The 15,634-nt window shown below is 56.1% G+C and carries 16 protein-coding genes; 2 read left to right on the top strand and 14 right to left on the bottom strand.

Annotated features, from left to right (window positions below):
- Positions 1–614: substrate-binding domain-containing protein (locus QZL67_RS00705; protein WP_292919590.1), on the top strand; the 614-nt coding region annotated here is incomplete at its 5' end.
- Positions 615–709: 95 nt separating this feature from the next.
- Here the strand turns inward: QZL67_RS00705 and QZL67_RS00700 are convergent.
- The 14 genes from QZL67_RS00700 to chvE all read right to left on the bottom strand — a co-directional run bounded on the left by QZL67_RS00700 (position 710) and on the right by chvE (position 14,159).
- Positions 710–1,177, bottom strand: a complete 468-nt coding sequence (locus tag QZL67_RS00700; protein ID WP_022288870.1) for a PPC domain-containing DNA-binding protein — start codon at positions 1,175–1,177, stop codon at positions 710–712.
- A gap of 82 nt (positions 1,178–1,259) precedes the next feature.
- Entirely contained in the window at positions 1,260–1,571 is a 312-nt protein-coding gene (locus QZL67_RS00695) for a hypothetical protein (protein ID WP_022288869.1), read from the bottom strand.
- Positions 1,572–1,617: 46 nt separating this feature from the next.
- Positions 1,618–2,895 (bottom strand): TRAP transporter large permease, encoded by a 1,278-nt coding sequence (locus QZL67_RS00690; protein ID WP_022288868.1) that lies wholly within the window; start codon positions 2,893–2,895, stop codon positions 1,618–1,620.
- Positions 2,896–2,907: 12 nt separating this feature from the next.
- Entirely contained in the window at positions 2,908–3,390 is a 483-nt protein-coding gene (locus QZL67_RS00685; protein WP_022288867.1) for a TRAP transporter small permease, read from the bottom strand.
- Between the two features lie 113 nt (positions 3,391–3,503).
- Positions 3,504–3,653, bottom strand: a complete 150-nt coding sequence (locus QZL67_RS00680) for a hypothetical protein (RefSeq protein ID WP_292919588.1) — start codon at positions 3,651–3,653, stop codon at positions 3,504–3,506.
- Between the two features lie 40 nt (positions 3,654–3,693).
- Complete coding sequence (locus tag QZL67_RS00675) at positions 3,694–4,521, bottom strand: TRAP transporter substrate-binding protein DctP (protein ID WP_292919586.1); 828 nt, start codon at positions 4,519–4,521, stop codon at positions 3,694–3,696.
- 74 nt (positions 4,522–4,595) lie between these two features.
- Positions 4,596–5,489: a 2-hydroxy-3-oxopropionate reductase gene (locus QZL67_RS00670; RefSeq protein ID WP_022288864.1), complete on the bottom strand. Its 894-nt coding sequence runs from the start codon at positions 5,487–5,489 to the stop codon at positions 4,596–4,598.
- A gap of 430 nt (positions 5,490–5,919) precedes the next feature.
- Complete coding sequence (locus QZL67_RS00665) at positions 5,920–7,389, bottom strand: L-fucose/L-arabinose isomerase family protein (RefSeq protein WP_022288862.1); 1,470 nt, start codon at positions 7,387–7,389, stop codon at positions 5,920–5,922.
- Between the two features lie 16 nt (positions 7,390–7,405).
- On the bottom strand, positions 7,406–8,041 hold the full coding sequence (locus tag QZL67_RS00660; RefSeq protein WP_022288861.1) for a DUF4867 family protein: 636 nt from the start codon (positions 8,039–8,041) through the stop codon (positions 7,406–7,408).
- 11 nt (positions 8,042–8,052) lie between these two features.
- A complete protein-coding gene (locus QZL67_RS00655) occupies positions 8,053–8,697 on the bottom strand; it encodes a hypothetical protein (protein ID WP_292919582.1) in 645 nt (214 codons plus the stop codon).
- A 38-nt stretch (positions 8,698–8,735) separates the two neighbouring features.
- A complete protein-coding gene (xylB, locus tag QZL67_RS00650; RefSeq protein ID WP_022288859.1) occupies positions 8,736–10,211 on the bottom strand; it encodes a xylulokinase in 1,476 nt (491 codons plus the stop codon).
- Positions 10,212–10,246: 35 nt separating this feature from the next.
- Entirely contained in the window at positions 10,247–11,416 is a 1,170-nt protein-coding gene (gene mmsB, locus QZL67_RS00645) for a multiple monosaccharide ABC transporter permease (protein WP_022288858.1), read from the bottom strand.
- Positions 11,417–11,431: 15 nt separating this feature from the next.
- Positions 11,432–12,946 (bottom strand): multiple monosaccharide ABC transporter ATP-binding protein, encoded by a 1,515-nt coding sequence (mmsA, locus tag QZL67_RS00640; RefSeq protein ID WP_373887776.1) that lies wholly within the window; start codon positions 12,944–12,946, stop codon positions 11,432–11,434.
- Between the two features lie 112 nt (positions 12,947–13,058).
- On the bottom strand, positions 13,059–14,159 hold the full coding sequence (gene chvE / locus QZL67_RS00635) for a multiple monosaccharide ABC transporter substrate-binding protein (protein ID WP_022288856.1): 1,101 nt from the start codon (positions 14,157–14,159) through the stop codon (positions 13,059–13,061).
- A 291-nt stretch (positions 14,160–14,450) separates the two neighbouring features.
- Here chvE and QZL67_RS00630 point away from each other — a divergent pair, with 291 nt between their 5' ends.
- Positions 14,451–15,497, top strand: a complete 1,047-nt coding sequence (locus tag QZL67_RS00630) for a LacI family DNA-binding transcriptional regulator (RefSeq protein ID WP_022288855.1) — start codon at positions 14,451–14,453, stop codon at positions 15,495–15,497.
- The last annotated feature ends 137 nt before the right edge of the window (positions 15,498–15,634 follow it).

Below are 15,634 nucleotides of genomic sequence, written 5' to 3'. Positions count from 1 at the left end.
ATTTTCATGGAGACTTGGTGGATACAGACGGCTATACCGGCTGCAAGCTGCTGACGAAGGAACTTTTGCGGGCTGGGCATCGGAAAATCTACTGTGTCCGCGGGCCAGAGATCTATCCCAACGCCAGAGACCGTTTTCAGGGATTTGTAGATGCTATGCGGGAATCCGGCATCGAGGTGGACGGCAGCTATCCGTATGTATTCAATGGGCATTTCACCATTGAAGGCGGAATCCAGGCGGTGGACTATCTCTTTTCCTTCACGGAACAGCCCACGGCAATTCTTTCGGAAAGCAACATGTCTACCGTCGGTATTATGCAGCGGCTTTTGGATTATCACATTCGTGTCCCGGAGGATATCTCCCTTGCTGGACACGATCAAATCGAAAACATGCAGTTGTTCGCAACGTGTCCCTGCAGCGCCGTCTACGATCTGCAGGCAATCGCCCAATGTGTGGGAACGGCAATTCTGGAACGTATCCAGGACCCCAGCTTGGACATGCGCCACTATGTTTTCGAGCCGTCTCTTCAGCACGGCAACTCCATTGCGCCCCCCTCTTCTACGCTGTCTGAGAAACTTCGGAATGTTGCTCTGGCTCGGAACGTGCATCTGTAGCCATGTGACTCTTCTGCAAAAATTCCATTGCATCCGCTGTGAGGAAGGTCTTTGTGGTGATCAAAAAATCACCACAAAGACCTTTTTGTAAAAGCTCACTTTGTTTCGTAAGGTGCAAAATGTGTGCCGTCCGCCTCGGGATCATATGCCCGCACGAAGTTTCCGCCAACGACCTCCACAATCATGACTTCAATCGTGGCAAGGGAGGGGCTCTCTCCGGCAATGATGTGTCCGCCATAGAATACGCCGTCATCACCGCACATGCTGGCATGAATGTGCAGACCGCCCTCACAGATCAGTCCCATCGCATTGCACAACTCCACCGGGAAAGTTCTGTGATTTGCCGGGCCATAGCCAGCGCCCAGTTTGGCGTCATTTTTCTCAAGATAGAAGTAGCTGGTCTTTTGCAGACTTCCAATCATGGAGACCCAGCCGCTTTGGATGTTCTTCTCCTGAAGGATTTTGGTGATACCTTCGCACAGATCCGTGCCAGGAAGAATACGCGCCAGAATGATGCGTCCAATTTTTCCCTCGGAATACGCAACTCTTACTTCATTACCCATCTTGAAACGACTCCTTTTCTTAATTTTTTGCAGCTGCCCGCAGGCAGGCTGAGTTACATACACGCTCTGGGCAGATGCCCCGCTACAGAATATCCGTCATGAGCCAGATGAGCATCAAAAATGCCCATGCCAGCGAAAAACAAATATCGCGTGACAAATAGCGCGCATATGCCGGAAGTCCCTTTGTTCGGATTTCGTAAATTGCGCACAGCCAGATCATTCCATAAACACAGAGAGTAGCTCCGACTAGGTGCAGGATCTGATGCGCAGAGGACACACTTGTCACCAAAATTATTGCCCCTAAAATTCCCATTGCCTTCGAGCTCAAATCAATTTTCAGAGGCAGATCTTTTCGGTCGATGGTGGAAAACAGGGAAGCCGTCAGTTTACTCATATCGCCGCTCCCTTCCATAGCATGCAGTGAGGATTTGAAATGAACTTTATCCGCCCAGGCAAGTGGAGAGCCAGGGGAAAGCGGTAATGGCAATCAGCGTAACAATCAGAGGGATATAGAACGGAGCCGTACCCTTGACAGTTTCCTCAAAGCTGATATTTGCAACCCGCGCCGTGGCATACAGGCACATGCCAACCGGGGGCGTAAGCAGTCCAATCATCAGATTGAACACCATAATCAATCCAAAATGCACCGGATCAACGCCAAATGTAACCGCCGCCGGCAGCAGGATGGGCGTGAGAATCATGATGGCCGCGTTTGTTTCCATAAAGCAGCCGACAAACAGCAGGAACAAGTTGATCAAAAGCAGGAATACTGCCTTGTTATCACTGATAGAAAGGAACAGGTCCAGCACCATCTGGGGGATCTGGCATTTGGTAATCATATATCCGTAAAGCGTGGATGCAGAAACCACCAGCATAATACTTGCCGTTTCAACGCATACCTCTCGGACCACCCGCACAATGTCTTTCAACCCCAGTTCCCGGTAGATGAAAACCGTCAGGCACAGTGCATACGCCGAAGCCACAGCCGCGGCCTCCGTTGCTGTGAAGATGCCGGTGAGAATACCGCCGATCAGGATAACCGGAGTCAGCAGTGCCAAAAAGGAAGAGCAGGCCAATTTAAATAGCTCGGAAACCGTGGGAAATCCTCTGCGAGGGTAGTGACGGCGGTTTGAGATAATGGCGACCATAATTCCCAGGCAAATTGCGCAGACGATGCCCGGAATAATGCCTCCCACCAACAGCTTGGAGATAGACACAGAGCCAACGCAGCCAAACACGATTAGCGGGATGCTCGGCGGAATAATCGGGCCAATGGTGGAGCTGGCCGCTGTAATACCTGCAGAAAACGGCGCATCGAACCCCTCGTTTCTCATAGCCCGAATCTCAATGGTGCCAAGTCCTGCCGCATCGGCAACCGCAGACCCGCTCATTCCGGCAAACACTACAGACGCCAGGATATTGACCTGACCCAGGCCTCCCGGAATCCAGCCAACCAGCGCATTGCAGAATTTAAAGATACGCTCTGTAATGCTGCCCACGTTCATAAGCTTGCCGGAAAGCAAAAACAGCGGGATCGCAAGCAGGGTGAAGCTGTTTACACCCGTGGCCATTTTGGTGACCATCGTCTGCATCTGAACGAAGCCGAAGCTCCCGCTGTAAATCATTCCGACCACAGCGGAAATGCCCAACGCATAGGGGACGGCAAAGCCCATCAGGAATAAGATCATCACCAGGCCCACATAAATAGCAATCAGCATGCGGCGCCTCCTTTACACTTCGTACTCCATCTGTTCATGATTCAGGACTTCCTTTGCACGCAGCGCACGGAAAATCACGAAAACAATCGATGCAATGCTGCCGATCAAAATAGGGATATACTGGTAATTTGTTTTCAGCCAGGGTGTTGAGGCAAATGTAACTGTCGTACTGCTCGTGACCAGTCGGAAACTTCCAATGGTCAGCAGCGCCAAAAATGCCACGTAGCAAAGGCTCATGATCCAGTAGATGATCAGTTGCAGCTTTTTGGGGAATTTTCCGAGGAAGTAGGTCACCTTCATCTGTTCGTCCCTGCTCTCCAAAACCGGGAGCATGAGAAATACCATCCAGATATAGCTCATGCGGGCAAACTCTTCTGTAAATGGCGCAGAGATGTGCAAGACAAATCGGAAAATTACCTGGAGCAGACAGAGGACAAACATCGCCACAAGGAACAGTCCCGAAATCACGCTCAGGACTTTCTCAATTTTCTTCATGAGCGCTCCTCTTTTCCATGCATAAGTGATTCAGCGGGCACAGCCCTGCCCCGTGAAAGATGCGGACTGTGCCCGCCTGTTGTTACTTGGAGGGATCTTTCTGCCCAGTTCTGTTATCCCGCCAGATAATCTTCAATGTACTCCTGTGCCTCGGGCTGCAGGGTTTCCTTGACAGCCTCGATTCCGCTGGCGGCAGCCTCCTGGAAGAGGGCCTTGTCCACCGGCACAAAGGAAACCGTACCATCAGCCAAGATCTCCTCCATGTACTGCTCATTCAGCTCATCCAGTGCTCCATTTGCCCAATCAGCAGCTTCCTGGAAACAGGAGGTCAGAATCTCCTGATCCGCAGGGTCCATTGGCATCCCAGAAATCTGCATTGACGCACCAATGGTTTACAGACTGCAGATGCTCGGTCTGCATGATGTACTTGTTGACCTCGTAGATCTTGTTGGCGTAGATGTTGTCAATAGGGTTCTCCTGGCCATCAACCACGCCGGTCTGCAGCGCAGAATAGGTTTCAGACCAGCTTACCACGGTGCAGTTAGCGCCCATGGAATTCCACACGGTTACCCAAGCCTGGATTTCGGGGACCCGGAGCTTCAGTCCCTCCAGCTCTTCCGGCGAGGTGATCTCTTTCGAAGCGGTCAGCAGGCGAGGGCTGCGGCGGGACAATCCCAGCAACCGAACATTGCCGTTTTCATATGCGGCGTTCTCAATTGCCTCGCCCAGCGGGCTGTCAAAGACCGCCTCCACATCCTCGATACTGGTAAAGAGGAAGGGAATGATGGTGGGATCATAGCCAGATGCGATCTGACTGCCAAAACTGTCCGCAAAATAACAGATTTGAATCTCGCCGCTCTTGATCAGATCATATTGCTCTGTTTCGTTACCCAGGGTCGCGTCGGTATGGAAGTTGATTTGGATGCGGCCATCGGATTTCTCCGAGACCAAATCCGCAAACTTGGTGCCCAGCTGGCAGGCTACTGTGGAGGCATTATCAAATGAGGTCATCGTGATCTCATATGTATTGCCGCCCTCCCCATCGGTGCTGCTCTCACCCTGATCGCCGCAGCCCGCGACCAGAGTGACCAAGAACAACGCTGAAAGTGCTACAGGCAAAAATCTTCTCATAGTTTTCATAGTCGCTCCTCCATCCAATTTCAATCGATACGATTCCGGTTGCTTTAAAAGTATCCCAAAGTCTGTTATTTCTTGGAGCGGGTAAGCTCCACACCCGCAAGTCTCTCATAATAGCGCATGACCGCCGCGCTGTCCTCAGACCCGGCGCCGATTGCGGACATATACTTCATTTCATCCATAACCAAGCTGGCAAGCGGCATGGCTGCTCCCAGCGCATGGCCCGTCTCCAGAGCATTGGCCAGATCTTTAATGTGCAGATCCAGCCGGAAGCCCGCCTTAAAATCGCGATCCATGGCCATTGCCAGCTTTCCGTCCAGGACTTTCGACCCCGCATAGCCATTTCTGATCGCATTATAGACGACCTCAGGCTCCACGCCGGCCTTCAGACCCATGACAAACGCTTCTGCCACCGCGGCAGTTTCAACCGCAATGATATGCTGATTGACCAGCTTGGTCGTATTGCCTGCACCCAAGGCGCCGCAATATGTGATTGTGCCAGCCATGACCTCCAGAATGGGCCGCATCTCCTCCAGCAAAGATTCCTCACCGCCGCACATCAGGGCGAGCGTTCCGTTGATCGCACCGATTTCTCCGCCGGAGACAGGGGACTCCAGCATGGGAACTCCCGCCTTTGCGCATGCTGCGCCGACTTCTTTTGTCGCCAGAGGCGCAATCGAACTCATTTCAATGATCTTCATTCCCTCATGGCGGCCCTCCAGTACGCCATCCGCACCCAGGATCACCGTTTTGACATGAGGAGAATTGGGAAGCATGGTGATGACCACATCACTTTTCTGCGCCACCGCCTTATTGCTGTCCATAGCGTTGGCGCCGCACGCAACAAGCTCTTCAACCCCCTTGGGAACCACATCGTACACGAACAGTTCATGCCCTGCTTTCAGCAGATTCTTTGCCATGGGGCGCCCCATTACCCCCAACCCGATAAAACCGACTTTCATAGACACCAACCTTTCTCAAAATAATGATAACACTTTTCATTTCCCAGTTTGTGAAAACGTTTTCTCAAAATTGAAAAAACAAAAGGAGCTGCTTTGGTAAAAATCTTTGATTTTCCTTCCCAGCGGCTCGAGAAAACCTTTTCTGAATATAGAATAGCAAATTTGGGAATCTTTTGCAATTATAACATTTTACTATTATTGACGATTTGTTTTGTAGATTATGCCATGTTTTTGCTGGTTTTTTACAGATTTATTATGCTTTTTGCATTATTTTTGATTATCCCGAGATAGTAGAAAAAGGCCGCCGAACGGAATAACGTCCGGTGGCCTTTCGCAAACGCACAGATATTTTCAGCAGTACAGAGGATTTTGCCGCATTATTTTTCGACTCGGTATTTTGGACTACGGTCCAATTTCGGAAGTGTTTCTCTTAGCCCCAGGGATTCTCCGTGGGATAGGGCAGGCTCTTGGGCTGGTTGTAAGCGATATCACCGACGCCGAAGTACTTCAAAACCTCAAAGAGTGCCTTGCCGCAGTGGGCAAACGCCACCGCCCCGTGGTGGGGATACCGCTTCTGGAGCAGCACATGGCGGTAGAACCGGCCCATTTCAGGGATGGCAAAAATGCCGATACCGCCGAAGGAGCGGGTGGCCACCGGGAGTACTTCGCCTTCCGCCACATAGGCCCGCAGGGTCCCCTCACTGTCGCACTGGAGTCGATAGAAGGTGATCTCAGAGGGTGCGATGTCGCCTTCCAGCGTGCCGCGGGTGAAGTCCGGCGTCCCGCCGTTTTCCAGCAGACGGTTCTGGATCAGCTGATACTTCACAGCACAGCCGCCGCACATCTTGCAGCTGGGGGTATTGCCGCAGTGGAAGCCCATGAAGGTGTCCTTGATATCGTAGGCGAACTTGCCAGCGATCTCCTCATCATAGATGTACTTGGGCACAGAGTTGTTGATGTCCAGCAGCGTGACGGCATCGCCGGTGATGCAGGCTCCGATATACTCGCTGAGTGCGCCGTAGATATCCACCTCGCAGGCCACGGGGATTCCCCTGGAGGCCAGGCGGGAGTTGACATAGCAGGGCTCAAAGCCGAACTGCTCCGGGAACGCGGGCCAGCACTTGTCCGCGAACGCCACGAACTGGCGGGCGCCCTTGTGGCTCTCCGCCCAATCCAGCAGCGTCACCTCAAACTGGGCCATCCGCTCCAGCAGATCGGGATAGGAGGTCTTCTCCCCCATCTCCGCCTTCATATCGGCAATGACGCCGGGAATCCGGGCGTCGCCCGCATGAGCCTTATAGGATACCAGCAGGTCCAGCTCGGAGTTCTCCTCCACTTCCACGCCCAGCTCATAGAGGCCCTTGATGGGAGCGTTGCAGGCAAAGAAGTCCTGTGGCCGGGGGCCAAAGGTGATGATCTTCAGATTTTTCACACCGATGATGGCCCGGGCCACGGGGATAAACTCCCGGATCATCTGGGCACATTCCTCCGCCGTGCCGACGGGATACTCCGGGATGTAGGCCTTCAGGTGGCGCATGCCCAGATTGTAGGAGCAGTTGAGCACGCCGCAGTAGGCATCGCCCCGGCCGTTGATCAGGTCACCGTCGCCCTCCGCCGCGGCAATGTACATGGTGGGGCCGTCAAACTTCTGGCACAGCAGCGTCTCCGGCGTCTCAGGGCCGAAGTTGCCCAGGAACACCACCAGGGCATTGACGCCGTTGGCCCGGACATCTTCCAGGGCCTTCAGCGCGTCCGCCTCATTCTCCACGGTGATGGGGCACTCATAGAGGCCCTCACCGTACGCCGCCACAATATTCTGCCGGCGCTTGGTGGACAGCGCAATGGGGAAGCAGTCCCGGGACACGGCAATGATGCCAAGTTTGACTTCAGGAATATTCATAGCAACTCTCTCCTTTTTAAATCAGGTTGACAATGTCGATGTTCACGCCCTTCAGGCCCACTTTGGCACCGCCCTTGGCCTCGTCGGAGTCCGGATGGGCCAGCAGCCATTTGTTGCAGGCGGTCAGGGTCTCATCCTCCCCGTTCAGGGGCGTCAGTGCCGGCTTGGGGCCGTTGGTGCCCCGGGGGAGCACCACAACCACCTGGAACCCCGCGCCGGATGCGGCGGAGCAAGGTGCGTAATGCAGCGTGGTGGCATAGACCTCCACCAGCACCCCGGCGGGGACCCGGAACGCCTTGACCTTGGCAGTATCCAGCATACCGCCTTCCATTTCGTCCTCCCGGGCCAGCAGGAGGATAAAGTCCTGGGCACCGCAGTTGAGCTCACTGTCCCGGTGGTATTCCAGGCAGTTGAGTTTGGTGTTGTGCCCGTTGCACCAGCCCAGCTGAATGGGCATGCCGCCATAGGCATTAGCGGAGAGCTGGCCCGCGATGGGCAGTGCCTCCAGCTCCGGCTGGGAGGGGACATATTCCACCCCTTCCGGCACCGGTGTGACCTCCTGCAGCGTCTTGGTCAGTGCAGCAGTGTCATACCCCTCCAGCACTTTGCCGTAGGGGGCAAACGCAGGATCGAAAATGGAATCAATCGTCATAAACTCTCACCTCAAACACGGGAGGACTCTCCCGCAAAATGACTCAGGGCAATCTGACAAATTTTTTCACTCGCCGGAAAAAACAGCTGGGCAGCCGGGCCCACCAAAAAGGCGCACACCACTGTGCCGAGGCCCACCACACCGCCCAAGGCCAGTCCCGTTCCGGCGAAAGCACAATCCGCCACAACCCGGACCGGCCCAAAGGGCTTTTTCATCTTATCACTGATCACCACCGCAACCAGATCATTGGGACCAGTGCCCGCCTGGGAACGGATGACGATGGTCATGCCGAAGGCCAGGATCAAGCACCCTGCCACCAACAGGCCCAACCGGCACAGCAGCGGCAGGCCGCCGTGGATTACCGGCGAAAGCCAGAGGGTGTACAGGTCGATAACGGGGCCGCCCAGGGCCATACACAGTACTGTTCCCACGCCCACATAGCTCCGGTCCACCACCAGCAGCACCAGCAAAATCACCAGTGACACCAGGAGATGCACCCGCCCGTGGGTCATGGCGGCCCAGGCGGGCCACGGAAGAGACCGGAACAGCCCCTGCACAAACACATTGAATGGGTCGGACCCCAAGTCCGTCTGCAGAAACAGCGTGACCCCCAGATGGGCAATGCACAGCCCCACCAGCAGCAGTGCCACCCGCACGATCCACTCCCGAAACGTACGGCGTTTTCCCTCCCCCGTCACCGCAGCTGGGGAAAGACCTGCCTGAGGGCGGGATAGATCTTCCGGAACTGCTGGTACCGGGCTTCGTACCGGGCCGTCAGCTCCGGGTCCGGTTCCACCCGGTCTGCCACTTCCACCAGGGCGTCCGCCGCAGCCTGTACGCTCTCGTACTGTCCGCAGCCTACCATGGCCAGCATGGCGCCGCCATAGCCGGGGCCCTGTTCGGTTTTCAGCAGCTCCAGGGGAATTCCCAAGACATTCGCAAAGATCGTTCTCCACAGCGGGGACTTGCTGCCGCCGCCGCAGATCTTGGTGCTGGGGATTTCCAGTCCCAGGGACCGGGCCACCTCAAAGGAGTCCCGGATGGCGAAGGCCACACCCTCCAGCACCGCCTGCACCAAGTCGGAGCGGGAGGTATCCATGGTCATGCCGATGAACGTCCCCCGGGCATTGGTATCGTTGATAGGGCTGCGCTCCCCCATGAGGTAGGGCAGGAAATACACATGGTTCCGCCCCAGCTTTTCCGGCGTGATATCCCGCTGTTCTGCCGCGTAATCCGTGGTTTTGAGGATATCGTCGCACAGCCATTTGTTGCAGGAGGCCGCCGAGAGCATGCACCCCATCAGGTGCCAGCCGCCGTCGGCATGGGCAAAGGCATGAAGGGCGTTGTTGGGGTCCATGCCGAATTTCTTGGAGGAGATGAACACGGTCCCGGAGGTGCCCAGGCTGATGTTGCAGCCGCCCTCCCCCACAACGCCGGTTCCCACCGCCGCCGCGGCATTGTCTCCCGCGCCGGCCACCACCTTCGTGCCGGACGGGATGCCGAGGCCGGCCGCCACTTCCGGCTTGACCGTCCCCACCACCTGGTAGCTCTCATAGAGCCGGGGCATCTGCTCCAGCGTGACGCCGCAGATGGAGAGCATCTCCTCGCTCCAGCGCTTGTGTTCCACATCCAGCAGCAGCATGCCGGAGGCATCGGAGTAGTCACAGCAATGCACGCCCGTAAGAATATAGTTGATATAGTCCTTGGGCAGCATAATCTTCTTGATTCTGGAAAAGTTCTCCGGCTCGTTTTCCCGCATCCACAAGAGCTTCGGCGCGGTAAACCCTGCGAAGGCGATGTTGGCCGTCAGGCGGGCCAGGGTCTCCTTGCCCACGGTCCCGTTCAGGTAGTCCACCTGTGCGGCGGTGCGGCCGTCGTTCCACAAGATTGCGGGCCGGATCACTGAGTCCTGCTCATCCAGCACCACCAGACCATGCATCTGGCCGCCGCAGCCGATCCCCGCCACCTTTGCGCCGTCAAAGCCCTGGAGCAGCTGGGGAACTCCCTCCAGAACCGCGCGTTTCCAGTCCTCAGGATTTTGTTGGCTCCAGCCGGGCTTTGGAAATTCCAGCGGATATTCCCGCGTCACCGTATTCAGAATTCCGCCGTTCTCATCCACCAGCAGCAGCTTGACGGCGGAGGTCCCCAAATCAATCCCTATGTAATACATCTCGAAACTCCCTTTCAGCCTTGATGAGGCGTTTATCAGGAATCATCGCGCTTGGAGAGCACATCAAACACCACGGCAGCCAGCAGCACGCCGCCCTTGACCACCTTCTGGAAGTTCTGGTCGATACCCATGACGCTCATGCCCAGGTTGATAACGCCCATCAGCACAGCGCCGACGATGACGCCAGGGACCGTGCCCACGCCGCCGTAAGCAGATGCGCCGCCGATGAAGCAGGCGCCGATGGCGTCCATCTCGTAGCCGTCACCGTAGGTGGGCTGGGCGGATGCCATGCGGGCGATGGTCAAAACGCCGGCCAGGGCCGCCAGGAATCCCATGTTCGCATAGGCGAAGAAATACACCTTTTTCGTGTTGATGCCGGAGAGCTTGGTGGCCTTCTCATTGCCGCCCACCGCATACAGATGCCGACCGATGGTAGTCTTGGAGGTGATGTAGGCATACACGCAGATCACCACGGCCACCCACAGCAGCGCGGTGGGGATGCCCTTGTAACGGCTGAGGCTGATGGTGAAGAACATCACGGCCGCCACGATGACCACGCTGCGCAGCACCACAGCCGTCAGGGGCTTGACCTCGTAGCCCTTCTTGACCCGGTTGATCCGGTTGCGGACCACCATCACGAGATACACCACGCAGACCGCCAGGCCCACGATCAGGCACAGCACGTTCAATCCCTCACCGCCGAAGGGATCGGGGATATAGCAGGTAGCGCCGCCGCCGAAGATGTCCTTGAACATCTGGTCGGAGATGGACTGGGTGCGGCCATTGAGGGCCACGTTGGAAAGGCCGCGGAAAATCAGCATGCCCGCCAGGGTGGTGATGAAGGGCGGGACCCGCACGTAGGCGATCCAGTATGCCTGGAAGGCACCGATGGCCAGGCCGATGAGCAGCATGACCACCACCGCCAGCCACATGTTCATGCCGCCGGCCATCAGCAGGGCGCCGATGGCGCCGGTGAAACACACCACAGAGCCAACGGAAAGGTCGATGTTGCCGCCGGTGAGGATGCACAGCAGCATGCCGGTGGCCAGGATAAACACGTATGCGTTTTGCGAGATCAGGTTGGTGATGTTCTGGGGGTTCAGGATTTTCCCCCCCGTCTGCCAGGCGAAGAACGCAAACACCAGCACCAGAATCAGGACCATGGTGTTTTTCTGGAGCCAGTTCAAAACTTTTGTCTTTGTCATGATGGAAACGCTCCTTTAGTTGTTCGAGGATTTCAGGATACAGGCCATGATGCTCTCCTGCGAGGCTTCGCCCTGCTGGAACTCGCCCACGATCCGTCCCTCGTTCATCACATAAATCCGATCGCTCATCCCCAATACCTCCGGCAGCTCCGAGGAAATCATGATGACGGATTTTCCGGAGGCCACCAGCTCGTTGATGATGCAGTAAATTTCGTATTTTGCGCCTACGTCGATACCGCGGGTAGGCTCATCCAGGATCAAAATGTCAGGGTCGGCAAACATCCACTTTGCCAGCAGCACCTTCTGCTGGTTGCCGCCGGAGAGGTTGCCCACATTCTGTTCCACGCCGGTACATTTGGTTTTGAGTTTTTTCCGGTACTCATCGGACACGGCATATTCCTTGTCCTGATCCACCACGCCCCGGTGGCAGACGCCCTCCAGATTGGCGAGCGTGGTATTGACGCGAATGGGATTGGAGAGGATCAGTCCGTTTCCCTTGCGGTCCTCGGTGACATATGCGAGGCCGTGCCGGATGGCGTCCTTCTCGTTTTTCAGTTTGACTTCCTTGCCGCCCAAAAGCAGCGTCCCGTGGGCCGCGTGACCATAGCTGTGGCCGAAGAGACTCATGGCTAGCTCGGTCCGGCCGGCACCCATCAGGCCGGAAATGCCCACCACTTCGCCTTTGCGGACGTACATGGACACATCGTCCACCACTTTTTTCTCCCGGTAAACCGGATGGTAAACCGTCCAGTTCTTGACCTCCATACACACATCGCCGATGGTGACACCCGTGCGCTTGGGGAAGCGGTCCGCGATCTCCCGGCCCACCATGCCGCGGATGATCCGGTCCTCGGAAATATCGTCCACGCCCTTGTGCAGTGTCTCAATGGTCTTGCCGTCCCGGATCACGGTGATGTCATCGGCCACATAGGAGACCTCATTGAGTTTGTGGGAGATGATGATGCAGGTCATGCCCTCCTGCTTGAAGCGCAGCAGCAGATCCAGCAGTGCCTTGGAGTCCGACTCATTCAGGGAGGAGGTCGGCTCGTCCAGAATCAGCAGCCGGGCATTTTTCGCCAGTGCCTTGGCGATCTCCACCAGCTGCTGTTTGCCCACGCCGATATCCTTGACCAGCGTGCGGGAGGATTCCGCCAGGCCCACGATCTTCAGGTATTTGTCCGCCTTTTCGTAGGTGCCGTCCCAGTTGATGGAGAAGGACTTGCCCTGCTCATTGCCCAGGAACATATTCTCGCCGATGGTCATGTAGGGGACCAGCGCCAGTTCCTGATGAATGATGACGATGCCCTTTTGTTCACTGTCCGTGATCTTGGCGAACTTGCATACCTCGCCTTCATAGACAATGTCGCCGGTGTAGCTGCCATAGGGATAAATACCGCTCAATACGTTCATGAGGGTGGACTTTCCGGCGCCGTTCTCCCCGACCAGCGCGTGGATCGTCCCCTTCTTCACCTGCAAATTCACGTCGTCCAGGGCCCGGACTCCGGGAAACAGCTTGGTGATATTCCTCATTTCCAGAATGTTCTCAGACAAGATATCACCTCATTTTATGGTTTCGGGCAAGGCGGGAATCTCCCGCCTTGCCCGAACAATTCGTTCCAGCAGACCGGAACCCGTACTGAAATCAGCCGTTCAGGTCAGCTTCGGTATAATAGCCGGAATCGATCAACAGCTCCTGATAGTTATCAATGGTGCAGTCCTTGGGCTCGCACAGATAGCTGGGGATCACGCCAGTGCCGTTGTCATAGGTCTCGGTATCGTTGACGGGGGGCTCGGTTCCCTTCATCAGGGCGTCCACCATTTCCACGGTCTTGGAGGCCAGGTCACGGGTATCCTTGAACACGGACATGGACTGCTTGCCGGCAACAATGTTCTTCACGTTGGCGATATCGCAATCCTGGCCGGTCAGCACGGGATAGTTGCCGGTGTAGGAGGAAGCCAGTGCGTTGGCAACGCCCAGAGCGGTGGAGTCGTTGGAAGCCAGGACCACGTCCAGCTGCGTGCCGTCAGAGTAATAGGAAGCCAGGATGTTCTCGAACCGGGCCTGGGCTGCGTCGGTCGCCCAGTTGGCGGTAGCGACGGTCTGCTTCTCGGTCTGGCCGGAGGGGCAAACCAGCGTGCCGGCGTCGATGTAGGGCTGCAGGACGCTGATGGCGCCGTCAAAGAAGAAGTTGATGTTGTTGTCGCCGGGGTCGCCGGTGATGTACTCGATGTTGTAGGTCTTGTCACCGGCATTCTCCAGATCCAGCGCGTCGACGATGTACTCGCCCTGCTTCACGCCGACATCCCAGTTATCAAAGGTTGCGTAATAGCTGACGGCGTCAGAGTTCATGATCAGGCGGTCATAGGCGATGACGGGGATATCCGCGGCCTTTGCCTGGTCCAGAACGGTGCCCAGTGCCTCGCCGTCGATGGAGGCGATCACCAGCACTTCGCAGCCGTTGGCGATCATGTTCTCAATCTGGGAAACCTGGGTGGGGATATCGTTGGCGGCATACTGCAGGTCCACGGTGTAGCCGGCCTCTTCCAGCTGGGCCTTCATGTTTTCGCCGTCCTGATTCCAGCGCTGCAGGTCCTTGGTAGGCATGGCCACGCCGACCAGATTGCTGCCCTCTTCCGTGGTGTTGGGTTCTTCCTGGGAGGACTCGTCTTCCTGACCGCTTCCGCAGGCAGTCAGTGCAAAGACCATCGACAATGTCAGCAACAATGCAAGAATCTTTTTCATGTTCAAGTCTCCTCTTCATCTCAATTCGCAGCGTACACCGGCCGCTCGCTGCTCTTGAGTAAATTTTAGATAATTTTAGGTCACATGTCAATTAAAATTTGTGCTAAATACCTTTTTTCATCGTATTATACACTATGATAACGATTACGCTTGTGCATAATAACCAACCCCTTTCCCTGCTCCTTTGGGAAAACGCCCGCAGTTTCATATAAAATTTATATAAATATTTTAGTTGCCTTTTTATCTGATTTGTTGCATAATAAAAACAAGGTCGGAAGGAGGTCCTCTGTCATGCCCGGAGTGACGGCAAAAGACATCGCCGAAAAACTGAATATTTCCCAGTCCGCTGTTTCTTTGGCTCTCAACGGAAAGCCGGGTGTGAGCGAAAATACCCGTGCTCTGGTGCTGGAAACCGCCATGCAGCTGGGTTATTCCCGTCCGGATTCATCCAGTCTCTTCTCCCCTGCACAAACCATCTGCTTTGTCCGCTACGCAGGCAAAATCGTCCAGATTGCGGAACACACCTCGTTTGCCTCCTTTGTCCTTCAGGGCGTGGAGGCACGGGCCACGGAGCTGGGATACAGCACCCAGGTGCGCTACCTGAACGCCGGAGACATGTACAATCCCCAGACGCTGGAGTTTATCCGCAACGCAGACGGCATCATCTTCCTGGGGACAGACATCACCGAGACACAGCTGCCGGAAATCGAGCAGCTCTTCGGGTATCTGGGCAGCACGCCCGTGGTCGTGGTGGACAGCAGCCTGCTGGCAAACCGGGCGGACTGTGTAACCAATGACTGTTACGGCGGTGCCAAGGCCGCCGCCGAATATCTGCTGCAGACCGGGCACCGGCACATCGGCTACGTCCGGGCCAAGCAGCGCATCCGCAATCTCTGTGAGCGGGAGCGGGGCATTCAGGACGCACTGGACCGCGCCGGAATGTCTCTGGCCGCCACCATTGAAGTGGACGTCTCTTCCGAAGGCGCGTTCCAGGACTTTGACGCCTGGATCAAGCAGCAGCCCCTCCTGCCGGACGCGCTGTTTGCCGAAAATGATATCCTGGCTGCCGCCGTGATCCGCGTTTTGAAAAAGCACGGCTACCGCGTTCCGGACGATGTTTCCGTCATCGGATTTGATGACATCCCCATGTGTGAAATGCTGGACCCGCCGCTGACAACCGTCCACGCCTTCAAGGATGAACTGGGCATGGTGGCGGTGGAAATTCTGGACCGGCGCATCAAGCGGGGAGAAGTCCCTCACCAGATGTCTTCCGTGGGGCTTTTGAATACCACGGTCTCCACCCGTCTGGTCACCCGCTTCAGTGTCAAGGCACGCTGAACACCTCCCTGTCCCAGTCTATGGGAATTGTCCCGCATGTATGTCCCAAAAGCGCCGGATCACCTGTACCGGCGATGCAGAAAAATACCCGGCACCGGGCGGAAAGGAGACCTTTCCGCCCGGTGCCGGGTATTTTC

Origin of the sequence: Oscillibacter sp. CAG:155, from assembly GCA_000436875.1 — a bacterium.
Classification (GTDB): domain Bacteria; phylum Bacillota; class Clostridia; order Oscillospirales; family Oscillospiraceae; genus Oscillibacter.
Note: the sequence above shows the minus strand (reverse complement) of the source record. Positions and strands in the feature narration are given on the sequence as shown.